The 18,493-nt window shown below is 42.5% G+C and carries 16 protein-coding genes and 1 pseudogene; 4 read left to right on the top strand and 13 right to left on the bottom strand.

Translation table 11 applies throughout. The features are described 5' to 3' along the window. Positions 1–108 precede the first annotated feature (108 nt). Positions 109–1,668, top strand: coding sequence for an ATP-binding cassette domain-containing protein (locus tag HF881_RS04925; protein WP_169446687.1), 1,560 nt, complete (start codon positions 109–111; stop codon positions 1,666–1,668). A gap of 45 nt (positions 1,669–1,713) precedes the next feature. On the opposite strand, the gene htpX is transcribed toward HF881_RS04925, so the two are convergent. Next, a complete protein-coding gene (gene htpX, locus HF881_RS04920; RefSeq protein WP_169446686.1) occupies positions 1,714–2,613 on the bottom strand; it encodes a zinc metalloprotease HtpX in 900 nt (299 codons plus the stop codon). A gap of 1 nt (position 2,614) precedes the next feature. Further along, positions 2,615–3,175: a LemA family protein gene (locus HF881_RS04915; protein ID WP_169446685.1), complete on the bottom strand. Its 561-nt coding sequence runs from the start codon at positions 3,173–3,175 to the stop codon at positions 2,615–2,617. Between the two features lie 93 nt (positions 3,176–3,268). Here HF881_RS04915 and rsmG point away from each other — a divergent pair, with 93 nt between their 5' ends. Both rsmG and HF881_RS04905 read left to right on the top strand, forming a co-directional pair. Beyond that, positions 3,269–3,982, top strand: coding sequence for a 16S rRNA (guanine(527)-N(7))-methyltransferase RsmG (gene rsmG / locus HF881_RS04910; RefSeq protein WP_169446684.1), 714 nt, complete (start codon positions 3,269–3,271; stop codon positions 3,980–3,982). A gap of 359 nt (positions 3,983–4,341) precedes the next feature. Further along, the gene (locus tag HF881_RS04905) at positions 4,342–5,625 is read left to right on the top strand and encodes a solute carrier family 23 protein (protein WP_165941791.1); all 1,284 of its coding nucleotides are present in this window, start codon (positions 4,342–4,344) and stop codon (positions 5,623–5,625) included. 48 nt (positions 5,626–5,673) lie between these two features. On the opposite strand, the gene HF881_RS04900 is transcribed toward HF881_RS04905, so the two are convergent. The 10 genes and pseudogenes from HF881_RS04900 to HF881_RS04855 all read right to left on the bottom strand — a co-directional run bounded on the left by HF881_RS04900 (position 5,674) and on the right by HF881_RS04855 (position 15,574). Beyond that, the gene (locus HF881_RS04900) at positions 5,674–6,432 is read right to left on the bottom strand and encodes a CPBP family intramembrane glutamic endopeptidase (protein ID WP_169446683.1); all 759 of its coding nucleotides are present in this window, start codon (positions 6,430–6,432) and stop codon (positions 5,674–5,676) included. Positions 6,433–6,576: 144 nt separating this feature from the next. Continuing rightward, positions 6,577–7,490, bottom strand: a pseudogene (locus tag HF881_RS04895) (DMT family transporter). 9 nt (positions 7,491–7,499) lie between these two features. Beyond that, positions 7,500–8,435: a serine hydrolase domain-containing protein gene (locus HF881_RS04890; RefSeq protein WP_169446682.1), complete on the bottom strand. Its 936-nt coding sequence runs from the start codon at positions 8,433–8,435 to the stop codon at positions 7,500–7,502. Continuing rightward, positions 8,432–9,157: a CppA N-terminal domain-containing protein gene (locus HF881_RS04885; RefSeq protein WP_169446681.1), complete on the bottom strand. Its 726-nt coding sequence runs from the start codon at positions 9,155–9,157 to the stop codon at positions 8,432–8,434. Before HF881_RS04885 ends, HF881_RS04890 begins: the two co-directional genes overlap by 4 nt. Before the next feature lie 123 nt (positions 9,158–9,280). Further along, positions 9,281–10,150, bottom strand: coding sequence for an aquaglyceroporin Gla (gene gla, locus HF881_RS04880; protein WP_169446680.1), 870 nt, complete (start codon positions 10,148–10,150; stop codon positions 9,281–9,283). Positions 10,151–10,307: 157 nt separating this feature from the next. Further along, the gene (locus tag HF881_RS04875; protein WP_169446679.1) at positions 10,308–11,474 is read right to left on the bottom strand and encodes an ATP-grasp domain-containing protein; all 1,167 of its coding nucleotides are present in this window, start codon (positions 11,472–11,474) and stop codon (positions 10,308–10,310) included. A gap of 12 nt (positions 11,475–11,486) precedes the next feature. Further along, complete coding sequence (locus HF881_RS04870) at positions 11,487–12,227, bottom strand: esterase family protein (RefSeq protein WP_125847158.1); 741 nt, start codon at positions 12,225–12,227, stop codon at positions 11,487–11,489. Positions 12,228–12,247: 20 nt separating this feature from the next. Continuing rightward, positions 12,248–13,072, bottom strand: a complete 825-nt coding sequence (locus tag HF881_RS04865) for an alpha/beta hydrolase (RefSeq protein ID WP_125847156.1) — start codon at positions 13,070–13,072, stop codon at positions 12,248–12,250. A 136-nt stretch (positions 13,073–13,208) separates the two neighbouring features. Next, positions 13,209–14,423 carry a tRNA uracil 4-sulfurtransferase ThiI gene (gene thiI / locus HF881_RS04860; RefSeq protein WP_169446678.1) on the bottom strand — a complete coding sequence of 405 codons (1,215 nt, stop codon included), beginning with the start codon at positions 14,421–14,423 and terminating at the stop codon, positions 13,209–13,211. An 8-nt stretch (positions 14,424–14,431) separates the two neighbouring features. After that, positions 14,432–15,574 carry a cysteine desulfurase family protein gene (locus tag HF881_RS04855; protein ID WP_169446677.1) on the bottom strand — a complete coding sequence of 381 codons (1,143 nt, stop codon included), beginning with the start codon at positions 15,572–15,574 and terminating at the stop codon, positions 14,432–14,434. Between the two features lie 137 nt (positions 15,575–15,711). Here HF881_RS04855 and HF881_RS04850 point away from each other — a divergent pair, with 137 nt between their 5' ends. Next, positions 15,712–16,137, top strand: a complete 426-nt coding sequence (locus tag HF881_RS04850) for a DUF6556 family protein (protein ID WP_169446676.1) — start codon at positions 15,712–15,714, stop codon at positions 16,135–16,137. 44 nt (positions 16,138–16,181) lie between these two features. Here HF881_RS04850 and HF881_RS04845 read toward each other — a convergent pair whose 3' ends face one another. Then, positions 16,182–18,488 (bottom strand): DNA translocase FtsK, encoded by a 2,307-nt coding sequence (locus HF881_RS04845; protein WP_169446675.1) that lies wholly within the window; start codon positions 18,486–18,488, stop codon positions 16,182–16,184. Positions 18,489–18,493 lie beyond the last annotated feature (5 nt).

The following is an 18,493-nucleotide window of genomic DNA, read 5'->3' as shown; positions in this document are numbered from 1 at the left end:
GGGTTGGATAGGGTTAGACTGAACTAGTTTGATGGGATTTTCAGTGAGGAGAATAGAGTTTTTTGACATAAAATACTAGCTCTACTAGGTAAAGTAGAGCTTTTTGTTATGCACAATGGACATTCTAGAAAGGGCAACAATATGATAAAAATCAATCATCTGACCATCACACAAAACAAAGATCTACGAGAGCTTGTTTCTAACCTAACCATGACTATCCAAGACGGGGAAAAGGTTGCTATTATTGGTGAAGAAGGAAATGGCAAATCAACCTTGCTACGAGCTTTAATGGGGGAAGCATTACCTGATTTCACTATCAAGGGAGACATCCAGTCTGACCTTCAGTCACTGGCCTACATTCCTCAAAAGTTACCTGAGGAGCTAAAAAATAGAACTCTACACGATTACTTCTTTTTAGAGTCTACTGATTTAGACTACAGTATCCTCTATCGTTTGGCTGAGGAGTTGCATTTTAATAGTGATCGCTTCGCTAGTGAGCAAAAGATTGGCAGTCTATCGGGGGGCGAAGCTTTAAAAATTCAGCTCATCCACGAGTTAGCAAAACCTTTTGAAATTCTATTTTTAGATGAACCTTCAAATGACCTAGACCTTGAGACGGTTGATTGGCTAAAAGGTCAGATTCAAAAGATTAGGCAAACTGTTATTTTCATTTCCCATGATGAAGACTTTCTCTCTCAAACGGCAGATACTATTGTCCACTTGCGACTGGTCAAGCATCGGAAAGAAGCGGAAACGCTTGTAGAGCATTTAGACTACGATAGCTATAGTGACCAGAGGAAGGCTAGTTTTGCCAGACAAAGCCAGCAAGCTGCTAACGACCAACGAGCCTATGACAAAACCATGGAAAAGCATCGCCGCGTCAAGCAAAATGTAGAAAATGCCTTACGTAACACTAAAAATGATGTTGCCGGTCGCCTATTGGCTAAAAAGATGAAAAATGTTCTCTCTCAAGAAAAACGCTACGAAAAGGCAGCTCAGTCCATGACACAAAAGCCACTTGAAGAGGAACAAATCCAACTCTTCTTCTCAGATATCCAACCATTAGCGGCTTCTAAAGTCTTAATCCAACTAGAAAAGGAAAAGTTGTCCATTGGCGAGCGCATTTTAGCTCAGGAGTTGCAACTCACTGTCCGTGGCCAAGAAAAAATCGGTATCATCGGGCCTAATGGTATTGGGAAATCGACCCTGTTAGACAAGTTACAGCAACTGCTAAGCGACAAAAGAGAAATTTCCCTTGGTTTTATGCCACAAGATTACCATAAAAAACTGCAATTGGATTTATCTCCAGTAGCCTACCTCAGCCAAACTGGAGAAAAAGAGGAACTACAGAAAATCCAATCCCACTTAGCCAGTCTCAATTTCAGTTATTCAGAGATGCAACACCAGATTCGTTCCTTATCTGGTGGTCAACAGGGAAAACTGCTTCTTTTGGATTTAGTTCTACGCAAACCAAACTTTCTCCTTCTCGATGAACCCACACGAAACTTTTCTCCTACTTCTCAACCCGAAATCAGAAAACTCTTTGCCTCTTATCCCGGCGGTCTGATCACTGTTTCGCATGACAGACGCTTCTTAAAGGAGGTCTGTACGAGTATCTATCGTTTGACAGAAAATGGTTTGGAAGTCGTCGATTTACAAGATTTATAACTTTTGAACATGGCAAAAATCCAGAGAAACTTCTCTGGATTTTGTTTACATTTGTTTCAAGCGTTCGATTCGTTCTGAGATAGGTGGGTGGGTATAAAAGAGTTTTTGAAGTCCGCCACCTTTCTTGGGATCATTGATGTAAAGAGCGCTGCTGGCATCATCAACGTTGTGATGCATGGGCTCGCTATTATCCAACTTGCGCAAGGCATTGATCATCCCTTGAGGATTGCGAGTCAGCTCCACACTGGATGCATCCGCTAAAAATTCTCGCTGACGGGAAATGGCTAATTGCACCAAGGTTGCAGCGAGAGGCGCCAGAACAATGGCTAGGAGAGAGATGACAAGCATGATAATCTCCAAACCATTTCCATCGCGATCGTCGTCACTTCGTCTTTGACCAGCGCCTCCCCACCACATCATACGACCTGCCATACTAGACAGAAGGGTAATGGCACTAGCGAGCGCTACAGCAATAGTCGAAATGCGGATATCATAGTTTCGGATATGACTGATTTCATGACCCATAACAGCTTCCAGCTCCTCACGATTCATAATTGCTAGGAGACCCGAAGTGGCCGCAACTGCCGCATTCTGAGGGTTGGAACCTGTTGCAAAAGCATTTAAAGAAGAATCTTCAATGATGAAAACACGCGGCATAGGAATCTGAGCGACCATGGCCATATCTTCCACTACATGGTAGAGGTCTGGTGCCGTTTGCTCATCAACCTCACGCGCCCCATTCATAGACATGACAATCTCTGTCGATTGAAAGATCATGGTTAAAGCGTAGATAAGGCCGATGATCAAGGCAATAATCATGCCACCAAGACCTGAACGCATAAAGAGATAGCCAACCGCATAGCCAACCAAGGCCAAGAGTAGGAAGAAAACCAGTAATAAAATCCATGTTCTTCGCTTATTGCTTGCAATTTGATCAAACAACATCTTAGTCACCTAAACCGCTAAAGTCAACTTTAGGAACTACCTTTTCCTCTTCAGGTGTTTGAAGGAAGGCTGCAGCTTTAAAGCCAAATAGTCCCGCGATGATGTTACTTGGGAAGCTTTCTAGTTTTACATTGTAGTTGCTGACAACACTGTTGTAGAGTTGGCGGGAGTAAGAAATTTTATTTTCTGTATTGGTCAACTCTTCTTGCAATTTGATAAAGTTAGCACTAGCTTTCAAGTCTGGGTAATTCTCTGCTACTGCAAAGATACCAGAAATTTGGCGAGTAAGGGCATCGCTGGCCTTCATAGCTTCAGCTGGCGAGGTTGCTGCGGCTACCTGTCTACGAAGTTCTGTCACTTTTTCCAAGGTAGAACCTTCATATTTCGCATAGCCTTTGACTGTTTCAATCAAGTTTGGGAGGAGATCATTACGACGCTTCAACTGAACATCGATCTGGCTCCAAGCCTCCTTGGTTTGCATACGATTTTTAACCAAACCGTTATAGCTAACAATCACAAAAATAACAATAAGAGCCAAAACTCCAAGAATAATCCAAATCATAATCTTATTCCTTTCTGCTTTTAGATTAATACCAGTATATCAAAATTTTAATGAATATGGTAAAATAAGATGATACTAGAGAAGGAAACTACTATGAAACCAGAAACATTTTACAGCTTGCTTGCCGAGCAAAATCTTCCACTTTCTGACCAGCAAAAGAAACAATTTGAACGGTATTTTGAACTCTTGGTGGAGTGGAATGAAAAGATTAACCTGACCGCTATTACAGATAAAGAAGAAGTTTATCTCAAACATTTTTATGATTCGATTGCACCCATTCTGCAAGGTTTAATTTCAAATGAAACTATCAAACTTCTTGATATCGGGGCTGGGGCAGGATTTCCTAGTCTCCCAATGAAAATTCTCTATCCTCAGTTAGATGTGACCATCATCGATTCGCTCAATAAGCGCATCAACTTCCTTCAACTTTTAGCTCAAGAGCTGGATTTGGATGGTGTTCACTTCTACCATGGGCGTGCAGAAGATTTTGCCCAAGACAAGAACTTCCGCGCCCAGTTTGATATAGTAACAGCTCGTGCGGTTGCTCGCATGCAGGTTTTGTCTGAACTGACCATTCCCTATCTTAAAGTCGGTGGAAAACTATTGGCACTCAAGGCCAGCAATGCGCCCGAGGAATTGCTAGAAGCCAAGAACGCTCTCAACCTCCTCTTTAGCAAGGTAGAGGACAACCTCAGCTATGCTCTGCCAAATGGAGATCCGCGCTACATCACTGTCGTCGAAAAGAAAAAGGAGACGCCTAACAAGTACCCAAGAAAGGCTGGCATGCCCAACAAACGCCCGCTTTAATTTTTTTAGTAAAAAAATTTACAAAATCAACCTCGCTCTTGCATTTCTGGGCTCGGGAAAAAATGATTTACAAAATCATTCCTCGCTCTTACATTTTTAGGCTCGGGAAAAAATGATTTACAAAATCATTCCTCGCTCTTTTATTTCTAGGCTCGGGAAAAATTCGTTTACAAAACGAATTTTTTCTGCTATACTATCCTAAGCAAAGGTTTTTAATGTCATCCCGTGAGGTGACGAAGACGCAGAAATATATGAAGTTCTTTAAGAATGGAATAATCTTTTTTTAAAGAAGTCTTACTCTGAGAGCCTATTGCTGTAAAATAATGGGCTCTTTTTTGATGCCCAAAAGTGAGGTTTATATGAAACAAGAATCAACTATTGATTTGTTACTAGACGTTGACCAACGTCCTTCAGCTGGTAAAGGGATTCTTTTAAGCTTCCAGCACGTTTTTGCCATGTTTGGTGCAACCATTCTCGTTCCCTTAATTTTGGGAATGCCTGTATCTGTTGCCCTTTTTGCATCAGGCGTTGGGACACTCATCTACATGATTTCGACTGGTTTTAAAGTTCCAGTCTATCTCGGATCATCCTTCGCCTTTATCACGGCCATGTCTCTAGCTATGAAAGAGATGGGTGGCGATGTATCGGCTGCTCAAACAGGGGTTATCCTGACTGGTTTGGTTTATGTCCTTGTGGCTGCAAGTGTTCGTTTTGCAGGTACAAAATGGATCGATAAACTCTTACCACCAATCATTATTGGACCTATGATCATCGTTATCGGTCTTGGACTGGCAAATTCAGCTGTTACGAACGCTGGACTTGTAGCAGATGGAAACTGGAAAAATGCACTTGTAGCTGTTGTTACATTCTTGATCGCTGCTTTTATCAATACAAAAGGAAAAGGCTTCCTTCGTATCATTCCTTTCCTCTTTGCCATCATCGGTGGCTACATCTTCGCAGTAACACTTGGCTTGGTTGACTTTACACCAGTCCTAGAAGCTAACTGGTTTGAAATCCCTGGTTTCTACTTACCATTTAGTACAGGCGGAGCCTTCAAAGAGTATAACCTCTACTTCGGTCCTGAAACAATCGCCATCTTGCCAATCGCTATCGTAACCATTTCAGAACACATCGGTGACCATACCGTCCTAAGCCAAATCTGTGGACGTCAGTTCCTGAAAGAGCCAGGTCTTCACCGTACTCTTCTTGGTGACGGTATTGCAACATCTGTATCTGCTTTCCTCGGTGGACCAGCCAATACGACTTACGGCGAAAATACAGGAGTTATCGGTATGACTCGTATCGCTTCTGTCTCCGTTATTCGTAACGCAGCCTTTATTGCCATCGCCCTTAGTTTCCTTGGTAAATTCACTGCCTTGATCTCAACAATCCCTAGTGCTGTACTTGGTGGGATGTCTATCCTTCTCTACGGAGTTATCGCCAGCAACGGTTTGAAAGTCTTGATCAAGGAGCGCGTTGATTTCAGTCAAATGCGTAACCTCATCATTGCTAGCGCTATGTTGGTTCTTGGACTTGGTGGAGCCATCCTCAAAGTAGGACCAGTTACCCTTTCAGGTACTGCCCTATCAGCTATGACAGGTATCATCTTAAACCTGATCTTACCATACGAAAACAAAGACTAGTCATCTATATAGACAAAATCCACTCAGTTGAGTGGATTTTTCTGATTCTTACCTTCCCCAGGCAATCAAGAGATACAGGAGGCTAGAACCAAACATGTCTACCAGAGCATGCATAAGGAAAAATGGCAAAAGATTTTTAACCTTATACTCGTATAGAAAATAATAGAATAAACCATAAACTACACCAATAACCAGTGCCCACACCAATCCTTGATAAGTGTGAAAAGAAATCCGAATGAGGGTAGAATAAAACAAAACCCGCCACTTGTGCTTTTCTTTCACTGAGATCAACAACCCTAGAAAGAAAAACTCTTCATAGAAGCCATTTAACAAGGCATAGGCAATTGCCATCGGACTAAGCGCTAGGAATTTCCGTATAACTTCCATGGGATCTATGTGGGCAAAAAGAGCTGGATTTAAGTAATTGTATTCACCAGTTAGTGTCGTCACCAAGTCTCCAAACAAACCCACAATGGCAAATATAAAAGGAACCCAAAAGAGAAGGGACCAGGTCCAACGAATAGGAAGTTGTTTGAAATCATAATTCCGAATCAAAAGGTAAAGCAAGGCCAAGGTAAGAAGTATCACTTGCAAGGTGAAGTTGCTCAAATAGCCTACTCCCTCGCCGACAGTATTACTTGCTGTATCCATTGTAGTTGAAAGACCTGTCGGAAACATACTTGCTAAAAAGAGCTCCGTTGACCGAATGATAAACTGACCAAACATTAAAACTGTAATAATCAGAATGTCAAACCATCTCAAGTAGCGCAGGGGCTTAGTTGGGTGAATGCTTTGTAAAATTTTCATATCTCCTCCTTCTAGCAGTTAAAGATTGGCTTATTGTAAGAAAAGAAACTTAAAATTTTATAAAATTCCACTCCGATTCCTTAGCCGTAATCAATATTTCGATAGGATATTTAAACCAACCACTTTTTACGAGTAACTAGTTTCTCATTCAACCTTCCGTTTGTTTTCTATCAACAAATCTTTCAAAGAAATGATGGCTACCGCAAGTAAAATCATAGCCATACCGACAAAATCAATCGCATAGAATTGCTCTTTCATAATCAGAAAGGCAAAGAAAACAGCAGAGATGGGCTCTATGGAAGCCAATAAACTGGACTTAACAGGGCCTATCATACTAGCTCCTTTTAGGAAAGCTGTATAGGCAAAGACCGTGCCAATGATGATAATGCCAGCAAATGCAAAAAGAAAATCCAAGCTGGTCGGTATACTGGCCTGCAAAACCCCTGTGAAGGGAATAGCCACCACTCCAGAAATAACCATGCCCACACCAATCACCAACATGCTTCCCCATTTCTTAATCAAAGTGATAGGAAGAATGATATAAAGGGCATAGGTCAAGGCAGAAAAGAGTCCCCAGAAAAGACCAGCAGGTGTGACAGACAACTGGTCAAGTTCCCCATGAGTCGCGATAAGAAAAGTCCCTCCGATTGCTAAACCAATCGAAATAATCTCAGCCAGAGTCGGTGCCACCTTGTCCTTGATACAAGTATAAATCAAGATTCCAACGGGACATACATACTGGAGAACCGTAGCCGTTCCAGCATTTGTTTCCTGAATGGCAGAAAGATAGGCAAACTGGTTTAAGAAAAGTCCAAACAAGGCAAATAACAAGAGAGAGAGAAAAGGCTTTTTCTGTCTTTTAAAAAAGCATAGAGTTTATCCTTTGAAGTCGCATAAGTTAAAAAAACCAGAGCCAATCCTGCAATAATGAGCCGCAGATTGGTCAAGACTAAAGCGGAAATTCCGTGTGCCATCAGGTATTGGCCACTGGTTCCAGACAAGCCCCAAGCAATGCCTGCAACTACTGTAAATAGCGTTCCTTTTACGTCTTTTGACATGCTTTCTCCCTACTCTACCCTACGAATCATATCCATGACTTGGTTTCGATCGATTATCCACTGGGCACGCTCATCCTTCTCATACGTTCGATTGGATAAAAAGATAGCGGCTTCTTGTTTCTCTCTATTCCACATGATGAAGGTACCTGTATAGCCCGTATGGTCGAGCCAGGTCCCCTCCAGATTCCAGGCTAGGGAACGCTCCTTATCATCTAAAGGAGAAAAATTTCGGCTCAAATCTGCAGCAAACTCATCTTTCAAGTAATGTTCCAGAAAGATCTGTAAATCCTTAACAGTCGAAAACAAACCAGCACTTCCAGCGTGCTTCCCTAATAGACGGGCTTTGGGATCGTGAATGATTCCAGCCTCTACTCCCCTGACTGTTGGTACAGCAAACTCAACGGGACCAAACATCGTTTCCTTCATCCCCCATGGTTCCAAAACTTGTTCTTCTATGATCTGATCCAAGTCTTGGTCAAAGATTTTTTCCAAAAGAAAGCCCAGGAGTAAAAAGTGAACATCCGAATATAGAAAAGTAGGCTGACTACGTCTATTCAGATGAAACATGGCTTCTTTTAATTCAGGGGCTGTCAAGAGATCCCGATTTTGAATAAAGGGGTCCAGGTCTGTTGCGTGGGTCAAGAGTTGACGAATAGTGATATCTGGATAATCACATTCAGCTAAAAAATCCGTCACTGGTCGATCAATATCTAATTTGGCTTGCTGCCACAAGAAGGTAAAGACTGTCCCTACTCCCACAACCTTACTCACACTGGCCAGGTCGTAGACCAACCCTAACTCTGTTTTTAATCCTTTCTCAGGATCACTCAAGCCTAGGTAGGATTCTCTCCATTCTCCGTCCTTAAAATACGCAAAAGAGGCCCCGGGATAGACCCCTGCCTCGATTTGTTCTTCTATTTTTCTTAGAATTTTTGTCCACTTCATGCTTCTTCAAACCACAATTCGATGTTATTGGTATCTTTACCAAGGAAGAATTTTTCAGACTTTGGAATAAAATAGTCTGTGCCTTCAAATTTCTGACGAAGACTAGTTAAATCTAGATCCTTTACCAAAAATTTCAGCATAGACAAGTCCCAAGTAACGTTGTTTTCAACAGCCAAATCTGGCCCTTGCCCTTTAATAAAACTAATTGCCTTAGCTACTACTTCGGGATCAAGTAAACTCTCCGTCCCCTCAGGCAGACGGACCTCGATGGAAACTTCAAATTGACTCAAGTATTTTATACCTGTATTTGAAGAAAATTCAGGAACAGTTTCCAGTGGAACCAAATCTCTTATATCATTTTCCGCATGAACAAGAATCACATCCTGTTCAGGAGAAACAATCTCAAAAGCATAACCACGGCTTCCTTTAAATAGGCGAGGAAGAGACTCCATCTGTGAAAGAAGATACTCAATTTCAGAAGGATTCTTAACTTTTACAATGAGTCTAGCTAGTTTCTTAAGCCCTTCAACTCGCCGAGTTCGCATACTGGGAGCCTCTTCGAGAATCAACTTCTCAATACCTGATTGGTCACCAAGTGAAAGGAAAGCAGATTCTTCTAATAAGGGCTTCATCCCAAGAGTTTCAATGTAAAATTTTTCATTTAATTTTCGGTTATTGACCTTCAAAGTCGGAATAATTTGTATCATTTGATTTGCATTCATAGCTTCCTCCAACTCTTTTATTTTAAAGGATTTTAGGATTTTTTACAAGCTATTCCACTTAAATTCTAGAATTTTTTACAAAAATTTCCGATAAAAAAACTGGGGTTCCCCAGTTTCATTTTATTATAGGTAAAGTAGTTTAAAGACTGCTACTGCTGCAATACCTGCTGCAATTGGAGCTACAACCGGAACCCATGCATACCACCATTTTGAATCACCCTTGTGTTGACCAAGAACTGATTTTGGAAGGAGTTCGTGAAGAAGACGTGGTCCGAAGTCACGAGCCGGGTTCAAACCAGGTCCAGTAGGTCCACCAAGTGAAGTTACCAAAGCCATCACTAGGAAACCAAGTGCCAAGTGAGCAACTGAAAGTCCAGCAGCTGTGTGTGGTGCTACTTGAGCTTTTACTGCCAATTCACCTAAGTCAACAGTTTGACCAGCTTGAGTAGCCATTTGTTTCATGTATTGAAGAACCTCAGCACCGAAGAAGTTTTTAGTCAAACCAAGCGCTGCAAAGAAAAGAACAAATGAACCTACAAACTCATTTAGGAAACCGTTAACCGTTGCTGCGAAACGTGATTCTTTTGTACCGTGGTCGATGCTTGAAATCGTTGAGAAGGTACCCAAGATATTGTTTGGGTTTTCTGTTTTCAAGTAGTAAGGACGGTGAGTCGCTACAACCAAAGCTTGACCAAAAATTGCCCCCAAAACTTGCGCAAGGATGTAAAACGGTACTTGATCCCAAGAGAAAAGCCCGCTAACAGCAAGTCCAAGAGTGAAAGCTGGGTTGATGTGGTTACCAGAAACGTTACCGAACATCAAGGCTGGGATCATAACCCCCATACCATAACCAACAGCGATAACGAGCCAGCCACTTTGGTGACCTTTCGTACCTTTAAGTTCAACGTTGGCAACTGCACCATTTCCAAGAATGATCAAAATAGCAGTTCCCAAAAATTCAGTGGCATATTTAATAGCCCATGTAAAATCCATTTGATAGATTCTCCTTAAATTTTTTTAGACAATCCTTATTCTATCAATTTTTAGGCCTTTTAGCAACCGATTTTCTAAAAGAATATCTGGAAAACGCTTTATTTAACTTATCTTTAAGAAAAGGACAAAAGAAGTCAAACTTCTTTCATCCCTTTCGTTACTCTTGACGTTGACCAAAATCTGCAATCATCTGCTCCATCTCTTGACGGCTTGGAGTTATCAACATATAAAGGTAATCCCCTTGTAGCTCTGCAAAGGCTGCTGGCATGATTTTTTTGACCTTGAATTGCTGGCTGTATTTGGCAAGAAGGTCCTCTTCTGAATAAACATAGTTAGCATTAGCACGACGTGATGTAGCTAGACAGTATTGAGGTTCAAACTCTGATGTTGGAAACTCCTCACCTGCGACAATAGCTGCATAACCTCGGTAGAGATCCAAGGAGTGAGCGAAGTTATAAACATCAATGGTAAAACCACCTGCAGGACGATTGTTGTACTCAATGGCGATATAGTCAGCTCCCTCACGGAAGAATTCGATATGGAAAAAACGCTCCTTCATGCCAAATTCTTTGACTATGGCCTCACCATACTTGCGTAGTTTGGGATCCATATCCTTAAGCACATAGTAGGAATTGTCCATCTTATAAATGATCAGATCAAGTGGTGTATGGGCATAATCGAAAGTCGTTGAAAAGACGATGTTGCCATTCTTGTCCACAAGTCCGTCAAAGGTACAGATTTCGCTAGAAGTGACAAATTTTTCAAAGAAATAAACGGTAGAATGGTCCCATTCAGCCTTGAAGTGATTTACATCTTCTTCTGTCTCAAGCTTAAAGGTTGCTGCCGCTCCCACTCCGTTATCAGGTTTGGCAATCATTGGTAGACCGATTTCTTTCACTGCTTTATCCACATCTGCTTCCGTCTGGATAACAGCTCCAGGTACCACAGGGACACCTGCTTTTTTGAAACGTTTCTTCATTTCAGACTTATATTTCGTCTTTTTGAGATCCTCGGGTTTGGCACCAAAGACATTGAATTGTTCTCTAAGTGCTGCGTCTAGCTCAAGCCAGTATTCATTGTGTGACTCGATTCGATCGATAGGACCATGCTTGTAGAAAAGAAAGGCAACAGCACGCTTGACTTCGTCTATATTCTCAAGATTGTCCACACGGAAATACTCAGTTAGGCTATTGCGCAAAGGCTCATCTAGTTGTTCGTAAGGCTCCTGACCAATTCCCAAGACTGTGATGCCTTTATTAGCTAACTCGATTGTAAACTGTTGAAAGTTTTGCGGATAGTAGGGAGAAATAACAAGGTAATTCATAGGCAACTCCTTTTATAGATACAGGTGTCCAAGAAAATAGGGCATTTGTTTACGCCACCATTCCCAGTCGTGGGCGACATCGTGTCCCCATTCAGCAAACCAGGCTGGAATTTGTTTCTGGTCAAAGGCTTCTTTAAGCTTGTAGAAAGATGGTAGACCATCTTGTTCCCAGGCACCGAGGCCCGTACAAACGACAATCTCCGCCTGACGGTAACGATCGATAAACCAGCCGTCATTCTGATTCCAGATATAATCTACTGGCGAGTTTTGATAAATGGCATCGTCATTGTAGTAATCGCCGACAAAGAAACGCGCGTCGTAAACACCGCTGAGAGCAATCACCTTGGTAAAGACATCTGGATGCTGGAGGAAGAAATTGAGTGCATGGTAAGCCCCCATCGAGCAACCCGTAGTCATCATGCCATCAAACCAACCTGTCTTATGCTTGATAAAAGGAATGGCCTCCTCAATCACATAGCGTTCGTAAGCTCGATGCATCTCCGCTTGGTCATGATTATTTTTCCAAGTGGCCAACCAGCTCTCACTGTCAACGCTGGAGAGAGTAAAGAATTGAACACGACCTTCTTCGATAAAGGAAGCACAGGCATCAATCATACCAAAATCATAGTATTCATTGTGACTGCCACCAGATGAAGCAAAAACCACAACTGGAATCCCAGCATGCCCATAACGGTTGAGATACATTTCACGATTAAGATTGCCACTCCAGTGGCTGAGGTTTTCAATATGCATTGGCTTTCTCCTTTCTTAACTTACCATTTCTCTGCAAAAAATCGGAGACAGTCTGGTAAATTTTCCGACCAAGGTATTTCACTATGGATGGCACCAGACTGAACTTTCAAAACAAGATTATCCAAGTCTACTCCACCTGCAATCAAATCATGGTAATAGCGAAGCGACGAGTCGATATAGGCTTGTTTGATATTGCCAGCCATCAGGGTCTTGTCCGTATCGTCTGCTTCTTCTGTTCCTACATAGATGAAAATGCGCTGTTCAGGCGACAGTTTCTTACGCTCGATGTAGCGGTTAAAGGCTTCTTGGTGGAGCCAGTTGGCAGATGAAAAGACACCCAGACAACCAATTCGGTCTTGGTATTCCAGTCCGATAAACTGGGTAATATTGCCTCCTAATGACGATCCAATCATGACCGTATGCTGGCGGTCAGCTTTGGTACGGTAGGTCTCATCGATAAAAGGCTTGATCACCTCCATGACAAACTCGGAATACTCCACACCTTTACCGCCAAACTGCTGCCCTGGAATAGGAGATTCTTGAAACTTCCAAGCTGCGTACTCATTCATCCGTCCCATACCATCATTGTCAATGGCTACAACAATCATGCGACTGATATCCGGATTTCGCTTAATGGCTGGAATAATCTTCCAAGAGTGTCCGATATAGGACTCCTTGCTGTAAAAGACATTTTGCCCATCGTGAAAGTAAACAACAGGGTAAAAACGGTCTGTGTCTTTCTCGTAGTCCTTAGGCAGGAGAACACGCACTCGACGCTCTTTTCCTGTATAAGGAACCTTGAGTTTGTGTTCTTTCATTTTTAAGTAAAAGTAGGAATGATTCATTGTCAGAAAACTCTCTATATTCAAAATTTTATCTTATTATACCATAAAAATAGAAAAAAAGTCAGTTAATGTCCATTTAAAGGATAAATAACTAACTTTTTTCATTTGTTTTTCTGAATTCTTCTGGATTTTCTGATTAGAGGAGATTGTCAATTAACTCATCGACAGCATCTTTTTCAGCCTGAGGTGTAATCTCAGTGATCATGATACCAGCCACTGCTCGCTCAACCAAGCCTTCAACATCCATGCGTTTTTCATACTGCTCTGCATTCTCTATCTTAGGATTGGTCTTAGGACGGTCAGGTGCAAAAATAGTACAGCAATCTTCAAAAGGCTGGATTGAAATTTCAAAGGTATCGATTTCCTGCGCGATGTCAATGATTTCCAACTTGTCCATAGTAACCACGGGACGAATGATGGGAGTGTTGGTCACAGCGTTGATAGCCTGCATACTTTCCAAGGTCTGGCTCGCTACTTGACCTAGACTCTCCCCATTGATAATGACCAGACCCTTTCTCACCTCACGGATACGGTCAGTAATCCGCATCATAAAGCGACGCGTCAAGGTCATGAGGTAGGCTTCTGGCGCCTTGGCCTTGATTTCTTCTTGAATCTCAGTAAAAGGCACTTCGATAAACTGGATATTGCCACCAAACTTGGTCAATTTACGGGTCAAATCTTGGGCTTTTTTGAGAGCGCCAGGGCTAGTATATGGTGGGCTAGCAAAGTGAACGGCCTCAATATCTACCCCACGTTTAAGAGCTAGATAACCTGCTACAGGTGAGTCAATCCCTCCTGACAACATGAGCATCCCCTTACCAGAAGTACCCACTGGTAAACCACCTGCTCCACGAATGGTCTCATAGGAAAGATAGGCAGCTTCCTCACGAATCTCCACTTGAAGAGTGATATCAGGATTTTTCATCTGGGCTTGAATAGTAGGAATTACGTCGAAAACAGCTCCACCAAGCGTTTGGTTGAGTTCACGGCTGTCGAGTTCAAAGTTGTGGTCGCTACGCTTACTAGAAATCTTAAAGGTCATGCCTTCCTTGTAGATGTCCTGCATAATCTCTTGGACAGCAGCCTTAAGCGTCGCAACAGATTTTTCGACCTTATAAACGGGAGAAAAGTTTTGAATCCCGAAGACTTGTTTAAGTGATTCTGCAACTGCTGTGTAATCGGCTCCATTGAGGTAAACGTGGGCACGGTCGCGATCAGCGGTTACCTTAACTTGGGGATAGATGGACAAAACGTCTGAAATGTTATTGCGAAGTTTATTGATGAACCGCATACGATTTTTGCCCTTGGTTGACAACTCTCCGTAGCGAATCATAATTTCTGAATACTGCATAAATGCTCCTATCTTACTTTTCTAGTTTGATTGTAAATTAATTTTAGCTTGGTCAAGAATTGCTCGACCTGACTCATATCATTTTCAAGGTCTAGGCTTAAACGCACAGCTGACTGGGCCTTATCTTTATCTACTCCCATTGCAATCAAGGTGCCTGCAGGTTTTCCAGCCTTGGAAGAACAAGCAGAGGTCGTTGAAATGAAAATATCGTAGTCTTCAAAGGCATGGACGATGACTTCACCACGAACACCTTTGATTCCAAAAGTCAGGATATGAGGTGCAAAGTCTTCCTCATCTGAAAAGACGAAAATATCTGGATAGTCCAGAAGCGCTTGGCGAGTAACTGATTTCATCTGTCCTGTCTTACTAGCAAAGATAGCTAACTTTTCCATAGACAAACGGAGGGCCTTGGCTGTCGCTGCAATCCCTGCCACATTTTCAGTTGTCGAACGATAGTCTCGCTCCTGACCACCACCAGTCAACAGAGGCGTAATTTTCTTACCAGACTTGATATAGACAAAGCCAACACCTCTGACACCATGAAACTTATGACTTGAGAAGGTTGCAAAATCCACCCGTTCTGTCAGATACTTTTCAGTCGGAATCTTGGCAAGTGCCTGAACCGCATCAACATGGAAGGAAATGGTTGGTTTATCAGCTAAAAGTTCTGAAACAGCTTGAATAGGCTGGATAGAGCCGATTTCATTGTTAACTGCCATGACCGAAACGAGGGTCGTGTCAGGTCGTATCAAAGCTCCTAGAGCCTCAACATCCACAAACCCTTTCTCATCAACTGGAGCAAAATCCACCTCAAAACCTTGACTTTTCAGCCAGAGGGCTGATTCCTTAACTGCTGGATGTTCAATGGCTGATACGATGATGTGCTTGCCAAACTGGGCTTTTTCAAAGGCCACACCTTTGATGACCCAGTTATCCCCTTCTGTTCCACCAGATGTAAAGAAGATTTCATCACTTTTCTTACCAATCAAATCTGCAATTTGCTGACGGGAAGCATCTAAGATTCGTGTTGCCTGGTCTCCCAAACGATGGAGGCTAGAAGGATTTCCTACAATTTTCGAAGCGACCTGCATATAGGTCTCTAGAGCTTCAGGATAAGGCTTAGTTGTCGCCGAATTATCAAAGTAGATCATATTTTCTCACGCTTTCTAAAATCACTCCCTCTATTGTATCACGAAAAGAGACCTGCGACAAGAAAGGGAAGTTTCTCTTTTTTTAAGATTTTTTTAAAGAAATGAGGTATAATAAATCATAATCAAAGGAGAGTATCATGTCTAACTATCGTAGAACTTCAAAACCAAAAACAGAACACATCAAAAAGGGATTCACTGTCTTTCAAAAAACGATTGCTACCATCGGTAGTATCCTTGGTCTGATAACTGCTAGTATCACCATTATGAACGCTATGGATAATAATAAAAACAACAAAAAAGAACCAACGACAACCCAAACAACTGTTGTCAAGGAAATTCAAAAGGAATCCCCTCAGGAAAATACTACACCTAACAAGGACAACACTTCTACTAAAGAAAATAGCCCACAAGAAGAAACTTCTCAATCCAACAAGAAAGAGGAGAAAAAAGAAGAACAGAAAACAACAACTCAGGACTCTTCTACACCTGCTACAAATAAAGAAACAAGTGATAACGGAACACAGTCAAATACGACGAGCTCTGAAACTAAAACGAGCCAGTAGCCACTAAAATAGCTTCCCTCCAGATTTGGAAAGAAGCTATTTTTTTATTGTTGCAATACTTTTCGTGGTTTGGTTCCCTCAGCTGGACCGATGACACCTGCCATTTCGAGTTCTTCCATAAGGCGGGTCGCACGGTTAAATCCAACCGACAAACGACGCTGAATCATAGAGGCACTGGCTTTCTGCGTCTCGATAACCAAAGCCTTAGCTTCTTCAAAAAGCGGATCGCCACCAGCTTCACCATCTGAAAATTCTCCTTCATTTTCAGAAACCTCACCTGGATCAAAACTCTCATCGTAGTCCGCATCTGCCTGAGCCTTGATGAAGTTTACGATTCGTTCGACATCATCATCTGAGATAAAGGATCCTTGCAGACGGACTGGGTGATTTTCATCAATTGGTTTAAAGAGCATGTCTCCTCGACCAAGCAGTTTTTCAGCGCCATTCTCATCCAAGATGGTTCGTGAATCTGTGCCCGATGAAACTGCAAAAGCCACTCGAGAAGGGACATTGGCCTTGATGAGACCAGAGATAACATCAACGGATGGACGCTGCGTTGCAAGAATCATGTGAATCCCTGCAGCACGTGCCTTCTGTCCGAGACGGATGATGGCATCTTCCACTTCCTTGCTGGCCACCATCATGAGGTCTGCCAACTCGTCCACAATGACAACAATCAAAGGCAGTGGTACTTGTTTGTACTCAGATTGGCTATTAAATTCCTCGACCTTGGCATTGTAGCCAGCGATATTTCGCACACCAACCTTAGCAAAGAGTTCATAACGGTTTTCCATCTCATCCACAACCTTTTGCAGAGCCTTGCTGGCCTTGCGCGGATTGGTTACGACTGGAATCAAGAGGTGAGGAATGTCGTTGTAAACGGATAACTCAACCATCTTTGGATCCACCATCATAAACTTGACCTGGTCTGGTCTTGCTTTCATCAGAATGCTAGCGATAATACCGTTAACTGCGACTGACTTCCCTGAACCCGTCGAACCTGCAACAAGTAAGTGGGGCATTTTGGAAAGGTCAAAGGTGCGAGCAGTTCCATTGACAGCCTTACCTAGAGGAATTTCGAGGAGATTTTCTGGTTTAGTCTGAGACTGTTCCCAGAGTTCACGGAAGGAAACGGTCGCAATTTCAGAGTTAGGAACCTCAATTCCGACTAAGGATTTACCAGGTATTGGAGCCTCAATCCGAACATCCTTGGCCGCCAGAGCTAACGCTAAGTCGTCAGCCAGATTGGAAATGCGGTTAACCCGTACACCAACTGCTGGTTTGACTTCATACTTGGTCACTGATGGTCCAATTTCAGCCCGTTCAACTGTTACCTTAATACCAAAGCTGGCAAATGTTTCTTCTAGGATTTTGATATTTTCTCGAACAATCTTCTTTTCCTTGGACTGATCTTTGGGTTTATCTGGCGCAAAGAGTTGCAAGCTTGGTAGCTTGTATTCGAGGGCTTCCTTGGCAGAAAAATCAACCTGAACCTCTTCATCCTCAAAGTCTTCTTCCACATCTGGAACTTCTAAGTCAGCTTGAGGAAGGATAATCTCTGGCTCAATCCATTCTTCCTCAGGAATTGGTGGGAAATCGTAGACTGGTACTTCTGATAAGATTTCTCCAGTTTCAGGATCTACAGGAGGAAGCGGTAGCGCATCCTGCTCTTCTTGTTCTCTCTTGATTCTGGTAGCTTCTTCAGCTTCTTGACGTGCCTTTTCTTCTTCTCTCTTGATGAAGCGTTGCTGTTTTCTCAGTTCCTGTTTTTCCATGAAAGATCTGAACTTCGCTCCAATAAAGGCTGCAACATCGTAAATAGACCAAGGACTGACCAAGAGTGCCCCAACTAGAATCAAGAGAACTCCAATAAAGTACGATCCGATATTTGAGAAAAGAAAGGCAATGGGGATATAAAGTCCAACACCTAGCAGACCCCCACCAGCAAAGCTAGTCACCCGGATACCAGTCAGATCCGTCATAACTTGAGCCAAGGTCCCTTTTAGAACTGACTGCTCCAAACCAAACTTCCAGACAAGATAGGCCTCAAAAATCAAGAGCAAGCCAGCGAAGATACAGAGAAATCCTGACAGAAGCCCCTCTTGCTTGCGTATCCATTTAAAAAGAAAAAGATAGACGAGGAGGGCACCAATGGCCACATAGGCCAAACTTCCGACCACCAGTCGAATGAGATTGTAAAGGGTGATACCCGCCGCACCGAGCTTGAGGGCTGCAAAAATCAATAATAAGGCAATCCCTAAGGAAATAAACATCCTCTGGATAGCCTGTTTTCTTTCGAGTTCTGCTTTAGACGGTCTCCGTCTTGTTTTTGTAGTATTCTTGTTTGCCATTCTTT

The sequence above is a fragment of the Streptococcus sp. WB01_FAA12 genome, from assembly GCF_012843315.1.
Classification (GTDB): Bacteria; Bacillota; Bacilli; order Lactobacillales; family Streptococcaceae; genus Streptococcus.
This window is presented reverse-complemented; position numbering and strand designations above follow the sequence as displayed.